Annotated in this window: 21 protein-coding genes; 13 read left to right on the forward strand and 8 right to left on the reverse strand. The window is 53.5% G+C overall.

Annotated features, from left to right (window positions below):
• Positions 1 to 28 precede the first annotated feature (28 nt).
• Positions 29 to 301, forward strand: a complete 273-nt coding sequence (locus AL479_RS11530; RefSeq protein WP_042324989.1) for a barstar family protein — start codon at positions 29 to 31, stop codon at positions 299 to 301.
• A gap of 57 nt (positions 302 to 358) precedes the next feature.
• Here AL479_RS11530 and yhcN read toward each other — a convergent pair whose 3' ends face one another.
• Together yhcN and argR are read right to left on the reverse strand one after the other, a co-directional pair.
• Positions 359 to 622 (reverse strand): peroxide/acid stress response protein YhcN, encoded by a 264-nt coding sequence (yhcN, locus tag AL479_RS11535; protein WP_042324990.1) that lies wholly within the window; start codon positions 620 to 622, stop codon positions 359 to 361.
• 368 nt (positions 623 to 990) lie between these two features.
• The gene (argR, locus tag AL479_RS11540) at positions 991 to 1461 is read right to left on the reverse strand and encodes a transcriptional regulator ArgR (RefSeq protein WP_042324992.1); all 471 of its coding nucleotides are present in this window, start codon (positions 1459 to 1461) and stop codon (positions 991 to 993) included.
• Between the two features lie 414 nt (positions 1462 to 1875).
• On the opposite strand from argR, the gene mdh reads away from it, so the two are divergent.
• A complete protein-coding gene (gene mdh, locus AL479_RS11545) occupies positions 1876 to 2814 on the forward strand; it encodes a malate dehydrogenase (RefSeq protein ID WP_042998326.1) in 939 nt (312 codons plus the stop codon).
• A gap of 72 nt (positions 2815 to 2886) precedes the next feature.
• Here the strand turns inward: mdh and degS are convergent, their stop codons facing one another.
• The 3 genes from degS to zapG form a co-directional block, all read right to left on the reverse strand.
• The gene (gene degS / locus AL479_RS11550) at positions 2887 to 3954 is read right to left on the reverse strand and encodes an outer membrane-stress sensor serine endopeptidase DegS (RefSeq protein WP_061076154.1); all 1068 of its coding nucleotides are present in this window, start codon (positions 3952 to 3954) and stop codon (positions 2887 to 2889) included.
• Positions 3955 to 4044: 90 nt separating this feature from the next.
• Positions 4045 to 5412: a serine endoprotease DegQ gene (gene degQ, locus AL479_RS11555; protein WP_061076155.1), complete on the reverse strand. Its 1368-nt coding sequence runs from the start codon at positions 5410 to 5412 to the stop codon at positions 4045 to 4047.
• A gap of 168 nt (positions 5413 to 5580) precedes the next feature.
• Positions 5581 to 5979, reverse strand: a complete 399-nt coding sequence (gene zapG, locus AL479_RS11560; RefSeq protein ID WP_043001761.1) for a Z-ring associated protein ZapG — start codon at positions 5977 to 5979, stop codon at positions 5581 to 5583.
• Between the two features lie 192 nt (positions 5980 to 6171).
• On the opposite strand from zapG, the gene zapE reads away from it, so the two are divergent.
• The 3 genes from zapE (at position 6172) to rpsI (ending at position 8367) form a co-directional block, all read left to right on the forward strand.
• A complete protein-coding gene (zapE, locus tag AL479_RS11565; protein ID WP_061076156.1) occupies positions 6172 to 7299 on the forward strand; it encodes a cell division protein ZapE in 1128 nt (375 codons plus the stop codon).
• 231 nt (positions 7300 to 7530) lie between these two features.
• Positions 7531 to 7959, forward strand: a complete 429-nt coding sequence (rplM, locus tag AL479_RS11575; RefSeq protein ID WP_042325003.1) for a 50S ribosomal protein L13 — start codon at positions 7531 to 7533, stop codon at positions 7957 to 7959.
• Between the two features lie 15 nt (positions 7960 to 7974).
• A complete protein-coding gene (gene rpsI, locus AL479_RS11580) occupies positions 7975 to 8367 on the forward strand; it encodes a 30S ribosomal protein S9 (RefSeq protein ID WP_000829818.1) in 393 nt (130 codons plus the stop codon).
• Here rpsI and AL479_RS23945 read toward each other — a convergent pair.
• Positions 8364 to 8558: a hypothetical protein gene (locus AL479_RS23945; RefSeq protein ID WP_099433685.1), complete on the reverse strand. Its 195-nt coding sequence runs from the start codon at positions 8556 to 8558 to the stop codon at positions 8364 to 8366. The two genes, rpsI and AL479_RS23945, sit on opposite strands and share 4 nt — an antisense overlap.
• Positions 8559 to 8671: 113 nt before the next feature.
• Between AL479_RS23945 and sspA the strand changes: the two genes are divergently transcribed.
• The 8 genes from sspA (at position 8672) to nanQ (ending at position 15424) form a co-directional block, all read left to right on the forward strand.
• On the forward strand, positions 8672 to 9310 hold the full coding sequence (gene sspA, locus AL479_RS11595; RefSeq protein WP_042998321.1) for a stringent starvation protein SspA: 639 nt from the start codon (positions 8672 to 8674) through the stop codon (positions 9308 to 9310).
• A 5-nt stretch (positions 9311 to 9315) separates the two neighbouring features.
• Positions 9316 to 9816, forward strand: coding sequence for a ClpXP protease specificity-enhancing factor (gene sspB / locus AL479_RS11600; protein ID WP_061076157.1), 501 nt, complete (start codon positions 9316 to 9318; stop codon positions 9814 to 9816).
• Between the two features lie 110 nt (positions 9817 to 9926).
• Positions 9927 to 10718, forward strand: coding sequence for a transcriptional regulator NanR (nanR, locus tag AL479_RS11605; RefSeq protein ID WP_081093659.1), 792 nt, complete (start codon positions 9927 to 9929; stop codon positions 10716 to 10718).
• 133 nt (positions 10719 to 10851) lie between these two features.
• Entirely contained in the window at positions 10852 to 11745 is an 894-nt protein-coding gene (gene nanA, locus AL479_RS11610; protein ID WP_061076159.1) for an N-acetylneuraminate lyase, read from the forward strand.
• A 115-nt stretch (positions 11746 to 11860) separates the two neighbouring features.
• Positions 11861 to 13351 (forward strand): sialic acid transporter NanT, encoded by a 1491-nt coding sequence (gene nanT / locus AL479_RS11615; protein WP_061076160.1) that lies wholly within the window; start codon positions 11861 to 11863, stop codon positions 13349 to 13351.
• Between the two features lie 47 nt (positions 13352 to 13398).
• Positions 13399 to 14088, forward strand: coding sequence for an N-acetylmannosamine-6-phosphate 2-epimerase (locus AL479_RS11620; protein ID WP_061076161.1), 690 nt, complete (start codon positions 13399 to 13401; stop codon positions 14086 to 14088).
• On the forward strand, positions 14085 to 14960 hold the full coding sequence (gene nanK, locus AL479_RS11625) for an N-acetylmannosamine kinase (RefSeq protein ID WP_061076162.1): 876 nt from the start codon (positions 14085 to 14087) through the stop codon (positions 14958 to 14960). The genes AL479_RS11620 and nanK overlap by 4 nt, the downstream gene beginning before the upstream one ends.
• Complete coding sequence (gene nanQ, locus AL479_RS11630; protein WP_061076163.1) at positions 14957 to 15424, forward strand: N-acetylneuraminate anomerase; 468 nt, start codon at positions 14957 to 14959, stop codon at positions 15422 to 15424. Before nanK ends, nanQ begins: the two co-directional genes overlap by 4 nt.
• 55 nt (positions 15425 to 15479) lie before the next feature.
• Here nanQ and AL479_RS11635 read toward each other — a convergent pair whose 3' ends face one another.
• Positions 15480 to 16577 carry a PDDEXK nuclease domain-containing protein gene (locus AL479_RS11635; protein ID WP_061076164.1) on the reverse strand — a complete coding sequence of 366 codons (1098 nt, stop codon included), beginning with the start codon at positions 16575 to 16577 and terminating at the stop codon, positions 15480 to 15482.
• Positions 16578 to 16794: 217 nt separating this feature from the next.
• The gene (gltD, locus tag AL479_RS11640) at positions 16795 to 18213 is read right to left on the reverse strand and encodes a glutamate synthase subunit GltD (protein ID WP_061076165.1); all 1419 of its coding nucleotides are present in this window, start codon (positions 18211 to 18213) and stop codon (positions 16795 to 16797) included.

An 18213-nucleotide genomic window follows, 5' to 3' on the forward strand; every position in this document is an offset into this window, starting at 1 on the left:
CAGACCGATATCGGGAAGGTGGCGATAGATGAATATCTATACATTTGATTTTGATGAAATTGAGGATCAGGACGACTTTTACCGCGAGTTTGCGCGGATGTTTGGCCTGGCCAAAGAGAAAGTGAGCGATCTCGACTCTCTGTGGGACATCATCATGAGTGAAGCGCTGCCGTTACCGCTGGAGATCGAGTTTGTACATCTACCCGAGAAGTCACGCCGACGTTATGGCGCATTGATTTTGTTGTTTGATGAAGCGGAAGAAGAACTGGAAGGTCAGTTGCGTTTTAATGTGCGTCATTGAAAAATAAAAAAGCCCCCGACAGTCGGGGGCAAGGTCGTCGGACTAGACGACGAGGGTTTATTTGTACAATTCGGCAGTGGCATGCCAGGTGTCACCGCTACGGGCTTCGGTGATCTGATACGCTGATGCGCCTTTTTCCTGGGCTTTTTTGTTCAGCATTTCATGCATGTCCATTGGGCTAGAGCCGATTGCACTTACGGAGACAGAGCCAATCGCTTCGCGATTTTGTGCTTGTTCTGCGCTGATAGAATCTGCGGCGAATGCGCCGAAAGAAAGAACAGAGAGAACGCTTAACGCAGCAACAGTTGTTTTGATTTTCATGATAAGTACCTCGTCGAATTTATTATTGGGGGTCTTCGTTTCGTGACCCTCATCACAAAATCAAGTATACACTAATCACGTGATAAATTAATACCACGCTAATTGTTTCATTGGTACGTAAGTAATGAAAATTTCTTTTTTTATGCTTATCTGGAATTAAAAAGTGATGGTCTTTTATTTATATCTAATAAAATCATATAGATGTGAAATTTTGCGATTTGTGCGGTTTTGAGTTTGCATATTCACTGCGTGAATGATTTTGGGCAGATAAACGCACTATTTGCTAAATAACAGGCAGATAAATTAACGGGAAGTGGGCGTTAATGCAGGTTTTTACCCCGCCGCCTCAGGCGACGGGGGAGAGAGGGTCAGAGCTCTTGTTCGAACAGCTCCAGAATGGCTTCGTAGAGATCTTTTACCGTAAAGCCATTCGCCGGGGTGGTAAAGATGGTGTCATCCCCGGCGATAGTGCCCAGAATGCCTTCCGCTTTACCCAGTGAGTCCAGCAGGCGGGCGATCAACTGCGCCGCGCCAGGACTTGTGTGGATCACCACCACTGCATCGTTAAAATCGATATCAAGCACCAGGTTTTTCAGCGGGCTGGAGGTGGTGGGTACGCCCAGTTCCGCCGGGAGGCAGTACACCATCTCCATTTTCGCATTGCGGGTACGCACCGCACCAAACTTTGTCAGCATGCGTGATACTTTGGACTGGTTGATGTTATCAAAGCCCTGATCCTGCAAGGCGAGGACAATTTCACCCTGAGAGCTGAATTTTTCTTCTTTAAGTAGCGCTTTAAACGCTTTAACTAATTCTTCTTGCTTAGCTGAGCTTCGCATAAGTCACCCGTAGTATGAGAGTGGAAACAACATTATTATGCATACAGATGAATTTTTATGCAAATGGTCTGCCCAAATGAAGGCTGAAATAATGTTATGAAAGAGCGGAATTTTATCAAATATTGTTATCAAGAAACATGCCTGTGTCACGCCTCGCAAATAAGCTTAAAAGTAAATTAATTGTTATCAAATTGATGTTGTTTTGGGCTGGCAGTAGGGTATATTGTCACCACCTGTTGGAAAGTTGCTCTACTGCACAGACATCTTCGGATTACGTCAATTAAATGCATAAAAGCTAAATTCGCGTGACAACACAGAATTGAATACGGGTGATTGTATTCATCGAATTTGTGGTTTAACGTCGCCGCCGCGGAGCAACAAACACTAGTTTATCAATATAATAAGGAGTTTAGGATGAAAGTCGCAGTCCTCGGCGCTGCCGGCGGTATCGGCCAGGCGCTTGCACTACTGTTAAAAACCCAACTGCCTTCAGGTTCAGAACTCTCCCTGTACGACATCGCTCCAGTGACTCCCGGTGTGGCTGTAGATCTTAGCCATATCCCAACTGCTGTGAAAATCAAAGGCTTCTCCGGTGAAGATGCGACCCCGGCACTGCACGGTGCTGACGTGGTGCTGATCTCCGCAGGTGTGGCGCGTAAACCGGGCATGGATCGTTCCGACCTGTTTAACGTCAATGCGGGCATCGTGAAGAACCTGGTACAGCAGATCGCGACGACCTGTCCGAAAGCCTGCATCGGTATCATCACCAATCCGGTGAACACCACTGTCGCTATTGCAGCTGAAGTACTGAAAAAAGCAGGCGTTTACGACAAAAATAAACTGTTTGGCGTGACCACGCTGGACATCATCCGCTCCAACACTTTTGTGGCGGAACTGAAAGGTAAGTTGCCAACTGAAGTTGAAGTTCCGGTTATCGGCGGACACTCTGGCGTGACCATTCTGCCACTGCTGTCGCAGATCCCGGGCGTGAGCTTCACTGACCAGGAAGTCGCTGACCTGACCAAGCGTATTCAGAACGCAGGTACCGAAGTGGTTGAAGCGAAGGCAGGTGGCGGATCGGCAACCCTGTCTATGGGCCAGGCGGCCGCTCGTTTCGGTCTTTCTCTGGTTCGCGCGCTGCAGGGCGAAAAAGGCGTTGTTGAATGTGCCTACGTTGAAGGCGATGGCCAGTATGCACGTTTCTTCTCGCAGCCGCTGCTGCTGGGTAAAAATGGCGTAGAAGAGCGCCAGTCTATCGGCAAACTGAGCGCATTCGAGCAGAACGCGCTGGAAGGCATGCTGGATACCCTGAAGAAAGATATTCAACTGGGTGAAGAGTTCGTTAACAAGTAATCGAACCGCGAAGCCATAAAAAAACCGGAGCGAATATATGTCTCCGGTTTTTTATTGCCTGATTGCCGGTAACTAATTGGTTGCCGGGTATTCCTGAATAGTGACCTGTAGCGTCAGCTTCTTATCATCACGCATGACAATCACCGGAATGACCGAACCTGGGCGAATCTCTGCTACCTGGTCCATGGTTTCCAGTGCGGAGACCGCAGGTCTGCTGTTCACGGAGATAATCAGGTCGTTAACCTGAATACCGGCCTGCGCCGCCGGGCCATCCGGCGCCACTTCGTTCACGACGATCCCCTGGATTTGGTCCATACCGCCGCCCTGCGTGTGCAGTGGGGCAATTTCACGACCGCCAATCCCAATGTAGCCACGGATAACACGGCCATCGCGGATCAGCTTATCCATAATTTTGGTTGCCAGCTGGAACGGAATGGCAAAGCCGATCCCTTCCGGCGTTTCGCCGTCGTTGCTTTTATCAAACGACAGGGTGTTGATGCCCATGAGCTCGCCCAGCGAGTTCACCAGCGCCCCACCGGAGTTACCGTGGTTGATCGAGGCATCCGTTTGCAGGAAGTTCTGCCGTCCGGTCGGGTTCAGACCAATACGCCCCGTGGCGCTGATAATGCCCTGGGTGATGGTTTGTCCGAGGTTATAAGGGTTACCGATCGCCAGTACTACGTCGCCGATATGCGGTGAACGCCCGGCGTTGATCGGAATCGTCGGCAGACCGCTGGTGGCATTGATTTTCAGTACCGCCAGATCGGTTAGCGTATCGGAGCCAACCAGCAGCGCTTCAAACACACGCCCATCCTGCAAAGCGACGATGATCTGATCGGCATCGTTGATCACATGCTTGTTGGTAATGATGTAGCCGCGCTGATCCATAATCACGCCTGAACCCAGGGTGCGAATTTCCAGTTGATTATGCGCGGTGCTGTTCATACTGCGGTTATAGACGTTGACCACAGCGGGAGCCGCGCGACGTACCGCAGAGTTATAGCTGGCGGGCGTCTCGTCGGCACTGTCATATTGCGGCGCAGAAAGGGTGTTGATTTTGCGTAGCGAAGGCATGGCGGCCAGAAGAATGGCGCCAACAATCAAACCAATTGCGACCGAACGTAAGAGCTTCACTAACATGATGGAGGCGTCATTAATAAAGGGAACGGCAGCAGCATATCACGAGTTAACCGGACATCACACGCGAGGCTGATGCCCGGTCGTCTGGATTTAACGCAGGAGCAGATAAATGCTCTCGTTACCACGGACGATCTGTAGCGCAATAATGGACGGTTTGGCTTCCAGCACTTTGCGCATCTCGGCGATAGAATTCACGCGGTCACGGTTGACCCCGATGATCACATCATCCTTCTGCAAACCAGCCTGTGCGGCGGGACTGCTCTTTTCAACGCTGTCAATTTTGATGCCTTTATTACCGTCTTTGAGCTGACCATCGCTCAGCGTCGCGCCCTGTAATGCCGGGGCAATCATCTCCGCGCTGGCAGACGACGAGGTGCTGGTATCAAGCGTCACTTCCACTTCCTGCGGTTTGCCGTTACGCAACAAGCCCAGCTTCACTTTAGTGCCGGGTTCTGTGGTGGCAATCCGGGAACGCAGCTCAGCAAAACTGTTGAGCGGTTTGCCGTTGAGACTGGTAATCACATCGCCGGACTTAATACCCGCTTTGGCTGAACCGGAGTTCGGCAGTACTTCGCTGACAAAGGCGCCGCGTTGCACGTCTATCTTGAAGGCTTTGGCGATGTCGGCGGTCATTTCGGTCCCTTTAATCCCCAAGAGACCCCGCTTGATTTCACCAAACTGTATCAGCTGCTGCGCCAGGATGCGGGCCATATTGCTGGGGATGGCAAAACCAATCCCGACGCTGCCGCCGCCAGGCGCAAGAATAGCGGTGTTAATACCGATCAGCTCGCCGTTCAGGTTAAGCAGCGCGCCGCCGGAGTTCCCGCGGTTGATTGAAGCATCGGTTTGGATAAAGTTTTCCAGACCTTCCAGGTTCAACCCACTGCGTCCCAGCGCTGAGACGATACCGGAGGTGGCGGTTTGCCCCAGACCAAACGGGTTACCGACCGCCACGGCAAAATCGCCCACGCGCAGTTTATCCGAGTCGGCGATGGCGATTTGCGTCAGCTTGCTGGCGTTTTGAATTTGCAGCAGGGCGATGTCGCTTTGATCGTCGCTGCCAATCAGTTTGGCCTCGAATTCACGCCCGTCATTCAACTGAACGCTGATCTTCTGCGCCTGATTAATCACATGATTGTTGGTCAGGACATAGCCTTTTGCGGCATCGATAATGACCCCGGAACCCAGTCCTTCAAACGGCTGCGCCTGCTGATCGGGCAGATCATCGCCAAAGAATTTTTTAAACTCTTCCGGGACTTTCTGCGTTTGAGTCGCGGTGCCTTCAACCTTCACGCTAACGACGGCAGGCAGCACTTTTTCGAGCATCGGGGCAAGACTGGGAAGCGCGGGCTGGCCGGGAACCTGGCCTGGAATCGACGCAATGGCCTGAAACGGCGCCGAGAGAGTTAACCCGACACTTAACGCTAATGCACTCAACAGCTGGGTTTGTATTTTCATTGATCCTGCTCTCGTACCTTGAGTAAAGGGAAAGACGATTCAAAACAGTTTGATGTTATTGAATTTTCAATCTGCTAACAATGCGGATAATGATTAAATGATAGTCGGGACGGGAGAGAAGCGGTGGGCGCAATCGCTGCGCCCAGGAAAAATATTATCGCTGTGCGGTCAGTCGCGTTTTGCGCCACTACGCAGCAGGCCGGATGCGCCTTCGGAGTAGTCACGCGGCATTTGTACCGGAGCCTGGTCGTTGCCGGCTTCAGACTCGGCCAGACGGTTACGGAACGGGTTAGATTCCGCAGACAGTTCCGGTAGCAGGCTGCTGGAGCTTTTCGCCATGTGCTGATACAGCTGACGGTAATCGTGGGCCATGGTGTCCAGCAACTCGGCGCTGCGGGCAAAATGGCTGACCAGCTCTTCGCGGTACTCTTCCAGCTCAGCTTTATTCTTTTCCAGTTCGTACTGCAACGCCTGTTGCTGGCGTAATTTCCGGTTACCAAAACGCATGGCTACAGCACCGACGATGATGCCGACGACTAACCCAATTAGCGCATATTCCCAGGTCATGAACATCTCCCGTTGTCTTTTGTTTCCGTAGGGTGTTGGCTTTAGGCTCCATGCCTGCGCCTGATACTGCCACTATAACCGCTAATCCCACAGAAGTGGAATCCCGTCTTTATATCGCGTAGTGTAGAACGGCCTTTTTTTCGTCAACCGTGAACGACGGCACACCGATTTTCAAGGAATAACAATAACATCATGCAGAGCTTTACCCCCACATCGCGTTACCTGAAAGCCATTAACGAAGGTACTCACCAGCCCGACGACGTGCAGAGAGAAGCGGTCAATCGTCTGGAGAACATTTACCAGGCGTTAACGGCGAACACATCTGCGGTTCCCGAAGCAAAAGGGTTTATGGCCCGCGTGGGTAAACTGCTGGGAAAAAAAGAAGAGGTACACCGCGCGCCGGTGCGTGGCTTATATATGTGGGGGGGCGTAGGGCGCGGAAAAACCTGGCTGATGGATCTGTTCTACCATAGCCTGCCAGGCGTTCGTAAGCAGCGTCTGCACTTCCATCGCTTCATGCTGCGCGTCCATGAGGAGTTAACCGCGCTGCAGGGACAAACCGATCCGCTGGAAATCCTGGCCGACCGCTTTAAGGCCGAAACGGATGTGCTGTGTTTTGATGAGTTTTTTGTTTCTGATATTACCGACGCCATGCTGCTCGGCGGCCTGATGAAGGCGCTGTTTGCGCGCGGTATTACGCTGGTGGCAACCTCGAATATTCCGCCAGATGAGCTGTACCGTAACGGGTTACAGCGCACGCGTTTTCTTCCCGCCATCGATGCGATTAAGCAGCATTGCGACATCATGAACGTAGACGCAGGCGTGGATTATCGTTTGCGGACATTGACCCAGGCGCATTTGTGGCTCTCACCGCTGAATAATGAAACGCAGCAGCAGATGGACAACCTCTGGCTGGCGCTGGCGGGCGCCAGACGTGAACAGCAAGGACCGGTTCTGGAGATTAATCATCGCCCATTGCCGACGCTGGGCATGGAAAATCAGACGCTGGCGGTATCATTTCACACCCTGTGCGTCGATGCCCGTAGCCAACATGACTACATTGCGCTGTCACGCCTCTACCATACGGTGATGCTGTTTGACGTGCCAATAATGACGCCGTTAATGGAAAGCGAAGCGCGTCGGTTTATCGCGCTGGTGGATGAATTTTACGAGCGGCACGTCAAGCTGGTGGTGAGCGCCGCCGTGCCTTTATATGAGGTGTATCAGGGCGAACGACTGAAGTTCGAATTCCAGCGCTGCCTGTCGCGTTTACAGGAGATGCAGAGTGAAGAGTATCTGAAGCGAGAGCACATGCCCTGACGGCTGGCAATAAACTGTTGAGCAAATCACATTTAGGGGTCGATCTTTGACCCCGACTTCTCTATAATCTTGCGACCCCACGTTACAAGAAAGTTTTTTTCCCAAAACTTTTTGTGTGCTGGCATTGGCTATTCGAAGGGGTAGGTTTGCCGGACTTTGTCGTGTGAACCTCAACTGACATAACGTTTGGGTGTTCACCAACGTGTAACTTATTTATTGGGTAAGCTTTTAATGAAAACTTTTACAGCTAAACCAGAAACCGTAAAACGCGACTGGTACGTTGTTGACGCGACCGGTAAAACTCTGGGCCGTCTGGCTACTGAACTGGCTCGTCGCCTGCGCGGTAAGCATAAAGCGGAATACACTCCGCACGTAGATACCGGTGATTACATCATCGTTCTGAACGCTGACAAAGTTGCTGTAACCGGCAACAAGCGTACTGACAAAGTGTACTATCACCACACCGGCCACATCGGTGGTATCAAAGAAGCGACCTTTGAAGAGATGATTGCTCGCCGTCCTGAGCGTGTGATTGAAATCGCGGTTAAAGGCATGCTGCCAAAAGGCCCGCTGGGTCGTGCTATGTTCCGTAAACTGAAAGTTTACGCTGGCAACGAGCACAACCACGCGGCACAGCAACCGCAAGTTCTTGACATCTAATCGGGATTATAGGCAATGGCTGAAAATCAATACTACGGCACTGGTCGCCGCAAAAGTTCCGCAGCTCGCGTTTTCATCAAACCGGGCAACGGCAAAATCGTTATCAACCAACGTTCTCTGGAACAGTACTTCGGTCGTGAAACTGCCCGCATGGTAGTTCGTCAGCCGCTGGAACTGGTCGACATGGTTGAGAAACTGGATCTGTACATCACTGTTAAAGGTGGTGGTATCTCTGGTCAGGCTGGTGCGATCCGTCACGGTATCACCCGCGCTCTGATGGAGTACGACGAGTCCCTGCGTTCCGAACTGCGTAAAGCTGGCTTCGTAACTCGTGATGCTCGTCAGGTTGAACGTAAGAAAGTCGGCCTGCGTAAAGCACGTCGTCGTCCGCAGTTCTCCAAACGTTAATTGTTTTCTGCCTTTGGCAGATTACGGTTGGCGAAAAAACCCGCTTCGGCGGGTTTTTTTATGGATAAATCTGGCGTAATCCTCTGACAAAACCCTCTTTTTCCCCATTTCCAGAATCGACTCACCACAAAGGTCACAAAATCTGGTAAACTATCATCCAATTTTCTGCCCAAATATCGGGTATTGCTCATTTTTTGTTTGCTTTTTGAACGATGATGACGTTTCCGACGTGGGTGACATCACTTCTGACTAGCCATGCGATGGCTGGTAGCAGTAAAAATTCTGAATATACCTGGAGGTTTTCATGGCTGTCGCTGCCAACAAACGTTCGGTAATGACGCTGTTTTCTGGTCCTACTGACATCTATAGCCATCAGGTCCGCATTGTGCTGGCTGAGAAAGGTGTAAGTTTCGAGATCGAGCACGTGGAAAAGGACAATCCACCTCAGGATCTGATTGACCTCAACCCGAATCAGAGCGTCCCGACACTGGTGGATCGTGAGCTGACCCTGTGGGAATCTCGCATCATTATGGAATACCTGGATGAGCGTTTCCCGCATCCGCCATTAATGCCGGTTTACCCGGTGGCACGTGGTGAAAGCCGCCTGTACATGCACCGTATCGAAAAAGACTGGTATACGCTGATGAACGTCATCGTTAACGGGTCTGCTTCAGAAGCTGACGTTGCCCGCAAACAACTGCGTGAAGAACTGCAGGCGATTGCGCCGGTATTCGGTCAGAAACCGTATTTCCTGAGCGATGAATTCAGCCTGGTGGATTGCTACCTGGCACCGCTGTTGTGGCGTCTGCCGCAGCTGGGTATTGAGTTCAGCGGTGCGGGCGCGAAAGAGCTGAAAGGTTACATGACCCGCGTCTTTGAGCGTGATTCTTTCCTGGCGTCCTTAACCGAAGCTGAACGCGAAATGCGTCTTGGCCGGGGTTAATACTGATGGATTTGTCACAGCTAACACCACGTCGTCCGTATCTGCTGCGTGCTTTCTATGAGTGGTTGCTGGACAACCAGCTCACGCCGCACCTGGTGGTGGATGTGACGTTGCCGGGTGTGCATGTTCCGATGGAATATGCCCGCGACGGACAGATTGTCCTGAACATTGCACCGCGCGCGGTGGGGAATCTGGAACTGGCTAACGACGAAGTGCGTTTTAACGCGCGTTTCGGCGGCGTTCCGCGTCAGGTTTCTGTGCCGTTAGCGGCAGTGCTGGCTATTTATGCGCGTGAAAACGGTGCCGGAACGATGTTTGAACCGGAAGCGGCTTATGATGAAGATGTTGCCAGTCTCAATGATGATGATGCGACACCTGGTGCAGAGAGCGAAACCGTTATGTCAGTCATTGATGGTGATAAACCGGATCATGACGATGACAACAATCCGGATGACGATCCGCCGCCGCCGCGTGGTGGGCGACCGGCATTACGTGTTGTTAAATAGATGAAAACAGGCCCGCTGGGCCTGTTTTTGATCGCGCCGGCCGTGGTTTCCCCCTCCTTCCGATCCTGTGTTACGATGAGCCTGCTGTTGTTTGTCACCGTGACTCGCAAATAGGTCTTATGAACGCATTCGATTCTCAAGCAGAAGATTCTCCAGCCACTATTGGGCGTAGCCTTCGCCGTCGTCCGCTGGCGCGTAAAAAGCTGTCGGAAATGGTCGAGGAAGAGTTAGAGCAGATGATCCGTCGCCGTGAGTTCGGTGAGGGGGAACAGTTGCCGTCCGAACGGGAACTGATGGCCTTTTTCAACGTCGGTCGTCCCTCTGTGCGTGAGGCGCTGGCAGCGCTGAAGCGTAAAGGTCTGGTGCAAATCAATAATGGCGAACGCGCCCGCGTTTCGCGCCCTTCGGCGGACACCATCATTGGTGAACTGTCCGGAATGGCGAAAGATTTCCTCGCACATCCTGGCGGTATTGCTCACTTTGAGCAGCTGCGCCTGTTCTTTGAGTCCAGCCTCGTGCGTTATGCCGCGGAGAATGCGACAGAAGAACAGATCGATCTACTGGCAAAAGCGCTCGAGATCAACAGTCAGTCGCTGGATGACAATGCGCTGTTCATTCGTTCAGATGTCGATTTTCATCGCGTGCTGGCGGAAATTCCCGGCAATCCGATCTTTATGGCGATCCACGTTGCGCTGCTGGACTGGCTGATCGCCGCTCGCCCGACCGTGCCGGATCGTGAACTTTACGAACATAATAATGTGAGTTATCAGCAGCATATCGCCATCGTGGACGCGATTCGCCGACGCGATCCGGATGAGGCCGATCGCGCATTGCAATCTCATCTCAACAGCGTTTCCGCCACCTGGCACGCCCTCGGTAAAAATTCAAAAATGCGTAAGTGATCGCGATCCTGACGATCGTTTAGTGAAGCAGATCGCACTATAAGCGTTCTGCATTATATCGCTGCTTCGTTGTTCTGGTATAACAGGTATAAAGGTATGCAGTTAGATAACACTAATCATGACAGAGGTCGTTATGGCAAAAGATTTACGAGGCGTAATGCCAGCGTTGTTAACCCCTTTCGATAACCAACAAAAGCTGGATATTGAGAGCCTGCGCCGGTTGGTGCGTTTTAACATCGCTCAGGGGATCGACGGGTTGTACGTAGGCGGTTCCACCGGCGAAGCCTTTGTGCAGAGCTGCGCGGAAAGGGAGCAGGTGCTGGAAGTGGTTGCGGAAGAGGCGAAGGGCAAAGTCACGCTGATCGCGCACGTTGGGACGGTCAGCACCCATGAGAGCCAGCAGCTAGCCCGTGCAGCGCATCGTTACGGCTTTGACGCTGTCTCCGCGGTGACGCCGTTCTACTATCCGTTCAGCTTTGAAGAGCACTGCGATCATTACCGGGCCATCATTGATTCGGCGGATGGCCTGCCGATGGTGGTCTATAACATTCCGGCGTTAAGCGGCGTGAAGTTAACGCTGGATCACATCAACACGCTGGTGACGTTGCCAGGCGTTGGCGCACTGAAACAAACGTCAGGCGATCTGTTTCAGATGGAGCAGATCCGTCGTGCGCATCCGGATCTGGTGCTTTACAACGGTTATGACGAAATTTTCGCTTCTGGCCTGCTGGCCGGAGCGGACGGCGGTATCGGCAGTACTTACAACATCATGGGCTGGCGATATCTGGGAATTGTGAAAGCGCTCAAAGAAGGGGACATCCGGACTGCGCAAAAGCTGCAAACAGAGTGCAATAAGGTTATCGATCTCCTCATTAAGACCGGCGTGTTCCGCGGGCTGAAAACGGTTCTGCACTATATGGACGTGGTTTCTGTCCCGCTGTGTCGTAAGCCGTTTGCCCCCGTGGATGAAAAATATCTGCCGGCACTGAAGGCGTTGGCGCAGCAGTTAATGGCAGAGAAGGCGTAACCACGTAACGTAGTGCCGGGGGGCGCTGCGCTTACCCGGCCGACAAAAAGAATCGTGTGCCGGATAAGGCAAAGTCGTCATCCGGCACAACAACAAAAATCGTCGGGAGAGTAAAATGAGTACTTCTACCCAAAGCATCCCGTGGTATCGCCATCTCAACCGCGCGCAATGGCGGGCATTCTCCGCTGCATGGTTGGGATATTTACTGGATGGTTTTGATTTTGTGTTGATTGCCCTTGTGCTGACGGAAGTGCAGGGAGAATTCGGGCTGACGACGGTTCAGGCGGCGAGCCTGATTTCGGCAGCCTTTATTTCCCGCTGGTTTGGCGGGTTAATGCTGGGCGCAATGGGTGACCGCTATGGACGCCGTCTGGCGATGGTCACCAGTATTATTCTGTTCTCAATGGGGACGCTGGCCTGTGGTTTCGCGCCGGGTTACACCACCATGTTTATCGCCCGACTGGTGATTGGCATGGGAATGGCGGGAGAATACGGTTCCAGTGCGACCTATGTTATTGAAAGCTGGCCGAAACATCTGCGTAATAAAGCCAGTGGTTTTCTGATCTCGGGTTTCTCTGTTGGCGCTGTGATTGCGGCTCAGGTCTACAGCCTGGTGGTGCCGGTCTGGGGCTGGCGCGCGCTGTTCTTCATTGGCATTCTGCCGATTATTTTTGCCCTCTGGCTGCGGAAAAACATACCTGAAGCTGAAGACTGGAAAGAGAAACATGCAGGCAAAGCGCCAGTACGTACGATGGTCGATATTCTCTATCGGGGTGAGCACCGCATCGTCAACATTCTGATGACGATCGCGGCGGCGACGGCATTGTGGTTCTGTTTTGCCGGTGATCTGCAAAATGCGGCGATTGTCGCGGTACTGGGTTTGCTGTGCGCGGTGATCTTTATCAGCTTCATGGTGCAAAGCAGCGGCAAGCGCTGGCCGACGGGCGTGATGCTCATGATTGTCGTCCTGTTTGCTTTCCTCTACTCGTGGCCGATTCAGGCGCTGTTGCCGACGTATCTGAAAACGGAACTGGCGTACGATCCTTCCACCGTGGCGCGCGTACTCTTCTTCAGCGGCTTTGGCGCCGCGGTCGGTTGCTGCGTGGGCGGTTTCCTCGGTGACTGGCTGGGGACCCGCAAAGCTTATGTGTGCAGCCTGCTGGCCTCGCAGGTGTTGATCATTCCGGTGTTTGCTATAGGTGGGACAAACGTCTGGGTCCTCGGTTTCCTGCTGTTTTTCCAGCAGATGCTGGGCCAGGGGATCTCAGGAATCTTACCGAAACTGATCGGCGGCTATTTCGATACCGACCAGCGTGCGGCGGGTTTGGGCTTCACCTATAACGTCGGGGCGCTCGGCGGGGCGCTGGCACCGATTCTGGGGGCGCTGATTGCCCAACGCCTGGATCTGGGCACCGCGCTGGGCTCGCTCTCTTTTAGCCTGACCTTTGTGGTGATTCTGCTGATTGGTCTGGATATGCCATCCCGCGTCCAGCGCTGGTTACGACCGGAGGCGCTGCGTACCCATGACGCTATCGACGGTAAACCGTTCAGCGGCGCCATCCCGTTCGGCGGTGATAAAAGCCCCTTAGTCAAAAGCAAAAGTTAATCCACTTGCCCGGTCCTGCGCCGGGCAATACTCGTAAGGGAAGAAGTATGTCATTACTTGCACAACTGGATAAAAACATTGCCGCGCGTGGTGGTTTGATTGTCTCCTGCCAGCCGGTTCCCGGCAGCCCGCTGGATAAACCTGAGATTGTGGCAGCGATGGCGCTGGCGGCAGAGCAGGCAGGGGCCGTCGCGTTACGTATTGAAGGGATTGAGAATCTGAAGGCGACGCGCGCGGTGGTTTCCGTGCCGATCATCGGCATTCTCAAGCGCGATCTTGCGGATTCTCCGGTGCGCATCACCGCGTTTCTGGAGGATGTGGATGCGCTGGCGCAGGCCGGCGCGGACATTATCGCGATTGACGGGACTGACCGCGTGCGTCCGGTGCCGGTTGCGGCGCTGCTGGCGCGTATCCATCACCACCAGGTGCTGGCAATGGCCGATTGCTCCTCGCAGGAGGACGGCCTGACCTGTCAGGCACTCGGTGCAGATATTATTGGCACCACGCTTTCGGGTTACACCACGGCAGAAACCCCTGATGAACCGGATCTGGCGCTGGTGAGATCGCTGAGCGAGGCCGGGTGTCGGGTGATTGCTGAAGGTCGTTACAACACCCCGGCGCAGGCCGGTGAAGCGATGCGCCACGGCGCCTGGGCCGTAACGGTAGGATCTGCGATTACCCGGCTGGAGCACATCTGCGAATGGTATAACACGGCGTTGAAAAGGGCAGTGCTATGACGACGCTGGCAATTGATATTGGCGGTACTAAACTCGCCGCCGCGCTGGTGGAGGATGATATGCAGATTCGCGAACGTCGCGAGCTGCCCACCCCCGCCAGTAAAACGTCTCAGGCACTACGCGACGCGCTGAAAACGCTGGTGCAACCGTTGCAGGCACAGGCGCATCGGGTGGCGATTGCCTCGACGGGGATTATTCGTGAAGGCAATCTGCTGGCGATTAACCCGAGAAATCTGGGCGGATTGCTTCACTTTCCGCTGGTGCAGACGTTAGAAACGCTCACCGGATTGCCGACGCTGGCGATCAATGATGCGCAGGCTGCCGCATGGGCGGAATATCACGCGATTGCCGATGATACGCGCGATATGGTGTTTATCACCGTTTCAACCGGAGTGGGCGGCGGTGTGGTCAGCGATGGTCAGTTAGTCACCGGTACCGGCGGTCTGGCCGGACACCTGGGCCACACCCTCGCGGACCCTAATGGGCCAGTGTGTGGCTGTGGGCGGGTGGGGTGCGTCGAGGCTGTCGCGTCGGGACGCGGTATTGCTGCCGCAGCGCAAGGCGCACTTGCCGGATGTGATGCAAAAACCATTTTTTCCCGCGCGGCAGAGGGCGATGAACAGGCCCGCCGACTGGTCGCTTACTCCGCACAGGTACTGGCGCGGCTGATTGCCGATACGAAAGCGGTCACCGATTGCCGGCGGGTGGTTGTCGGCGGCAGCGTTGGACTGGCGCAAGGGTATCTGGCGCAGGTCCGTGCCTGTCTCGAACAGATGCCCCCGGTCTATCACGTAGAACTCAGCGCGGCGCACTACCGCCACGACGCGGGACTGCTGGGTGCGGCATTGTTAGCACAAGGAGAGAAAGGATGATATTGGGTGAAGTTCGTACGTTGTCTGCTGCCGGTCTGCATCCTGTGCTGGAAGAGGCACTGACGCTGGCGTTAACCGCCAGACCGCAGGAGAAAACCCCGGGCCGCGTTGAGCTTCGTGGGGACGATGTCTTTATGAATGTGATGCAGTTTGCCACGCAATCGCCGACGGAGAAAAAGGCAGAGTTGCACGAGCAGTACATCGATATCCAGCTACTGCTGGCGGGAGAGGAACGCATTCAGTTCGGCGTGGCGGATTCTGCACGCCAGTGCGAAGAGATGCATGTTGAGGAGGATTATCAGCTTTGCCGTGAGATTGCTGGCAGTCAAAGCATTACCCTACAACCAGGTATGTTCGCGGTGTTTATGCCCGGAGAGCCGCACAAACCGGGGTGCAGTGTGGGTGAACCGAAAGCGATTACGAAAGTTGTCGTCAAGGTTCGCGCCAGCCTGTTAGTCGCATAAAAACACCGGATGGTATTACCATCCGGATACACGTTTTACATATTCAGTTCGTTCATCATTCCGTCAGCGACGTTTCTGAGGATTCAGCTTTCTGCGCTGTCAGTGCTATTTGCGAACGAATGAGTTCATCTGCCAGTAATTTTTCGTCAGGTAATTGCACTTTGTACTCGCTTGCCATCACGGTATTTGGCAAACCGTTCAGTGCGTAGTGTGCTTCTCCAGCCCCTTTTCCCGCACACAGGATTAACCCAACTGGCGGATTTTCCCCTGGCATTGTCCAGTGCTCTTTGGCGTAGTTCAGGTACATGTTCATTTGTCCTGCGTCGGCATAGCTGAATTTACCCACTTTCAGGTCAACAACTAACAGACAGCGCAAGCGACGATGGAAGAAAAGCAGGTCGACGCGAAACCAGCTGTCGTCAATGCGCAATCGCCGCTGTCGGCTGACAAACGCAAAATCGTCCCCGAGTTCAAGCATAAACTCCATCAGATGGTTAATCAGCGCTTCTTCCAGATCAGATTCCGAATACTCATCCTTCAGATCGAGGAATTCGAGAATAAAGGGATCGCGTATCGCGTGCTCTGGTAAGACTTCTGGCGCGGTGGGGGCGGCCTGTTGCAGCACTGCGGATTTATCATGAGACAGTAGCGTACGTTCGTAAAACTGAGACGCGATTTGCCGATCGAGTTGTCGTACCGACCAACCGTTGCGTAATGTCTCTTTCTCGTAAAAAGTGCGGGCATCGGGGTTTTTAACCGACAGAAGACGGACATAAGCAGACCAGGGAAGCGGGAATATCCTGGCGAGTTGTATGAGATTTAAAGATTCACCAGACAGTGTCTGGTGAATTTCAATATGCTGAAAATAAAGATAAAAAGCTCTAATTTGCCGCAGGTTTCCGGTTGAGAATCCACGTTTATAGCGCCGGGTTAAATCTACGGACAGTTGCTCAATCAGTTGTGTACCATAAGCTGCCCGCGCTTCACCGCCCTGCTCAAACTCGACAATGCGCCGGCCAATTTCCCAGTACGTCGCCGTCATGATCGCATTGATGTTGCGGACGGTCTCTGTTCTGGCAGAATCCAGCAGATGGATAATGCCGTCATGGATTTGCTGATAGTCGCCTGCGTGTTGTGCTGATGTATCTGCCATCACATTATCCCTTATATGCATGATAGTTACGGTGTGAAAATATATCGCTATCAGTACACTTACAGGGAAATACGGTCAATTCTTCTCAGCCCATTACATTCACTTACTGCGAAATTTGCGAGCCGCTTTCGAAGAATGAAGGTGGGATATTGCGAAAAGCAAGGGTGACTCCCCATCCCTGAGCGAGTACTCGGGGCAGGGGAGTCAGAAAGGTTTACTATACTTCCAGCCAGTTCATGATCCCGTCAGCCGCTTTGCGACCTTCGGCAATGGCGGTCACCACCAGATCCGAACCACGCACAATGTCACCACCGGCGAAGATTTTCGGGTTGCTGGTCTGGAAGGCGTTGTCGCTACCTTCAGGGGCGATGATACGGCCCTGTGAGTCCAGTTCTACGCTGTGTTTTGCCAGCCACTCCATGCTGTGGGGACGGAAACCAAACGCCATCACCACGGCATCTGCCGGTACGATGTGCTCGGAACCCGGAACAATCTCCGCACGGCGACGGCCTTTCGCATCCGGCGCACCCATTTCGGTACGTGCCATTTTCACGCCGCTGACCTTGCCATTGGCGTTCACTTCCACACCCAGTGGTTGCACGTTGAACTGGAACTCGACGCCTTCCTCGCGCGCGTTTTTCACTTCGCGGCGGGAGCCCGGCATGTTCTCTTCATCACGGCGGTAGGCACAGGTGACGTGCGTTGCGCCCTGACGAACAGAGGTCCGCACACAGTCCATAGCGGTATCGCCGCCGCCCAGCACCACCACGCGTTTACCTTCCATATTGACGTACGGCTCGTCGGTGGTTTCACCAAAGCCCATGATCTGCTTGGTGTTGGCAATCAGGAACGGCAGGGCGTCAAATACGCCATCGGCGTCTTCGTTTTCCAGCCCGCCGCGCATGGACTGATAGGTGCCGACGCCGAGGAATACCGCATCGTACTCTTTCAGCAGATCGTCGAGCTGTACGTCACGCCCCACTTCCACATTCAGTTTGAACTCAATCCCCATACCGGTGAAAATTTCACGGCGGCGAGTCATCACCTCTTTTTCCAGCTTGAAGGCAGGAATGCCAAAGGTCAGCAGGCCGCCAATCTCCGGGTGACGGTCAAACACCACGGCCTTCACGCCGTTGCGGGTCAACACGTCGGCACAGGCCAGGCCAGCCGGGCCAGCACCGATGATTGCCACTCGCTTGTCAGTCTGGCGAACGCCGGTCATATCCGGACGCCAGCCCATTTCGAACGCTTTATCATTGATATAACGCTCGATGTTGCCGATGGTGACGGCGCCAAACTCATCGTTTAGCGTGCAGGAACCTTCGCAAAGGCGATCCTGCGGGCATACGCGCCCGCACACTTCCGGCAGCGTGTTGGTCTGGTGAGACAGTTCCGCTGCTTCAAAAATGCGTCCTTCGTTGGCGAGCTTCAGCCAGTTCGGAATATAGTTATGAACCGGGCATTTCCACTCACAGTACGGGTTGCCGCAGGAAAGACAACGGTCCGCCTGCGCTTTTGCCTGACCTTCTGAAAACGGTTCGTAAATTTCAATAAACTCGATTTTGCGGATCTTCAGCGGCTTCTTCGGCGGATCAACACGCTGCAGGTCGATAAATTGGTATACGTTCTGACTCAT

The organism is Citrobacter amalonaticus (genome assembly GCF_001559075.2).
In the GTDB taxonomy this organism is placed as follows: Bacteria; Pseudomonadota; Gammaproteobacteria; order Enterobacterales; family Enterobacteriaceae; genus Citrobacter_A; species Citrobacter_A amalonaticus_F.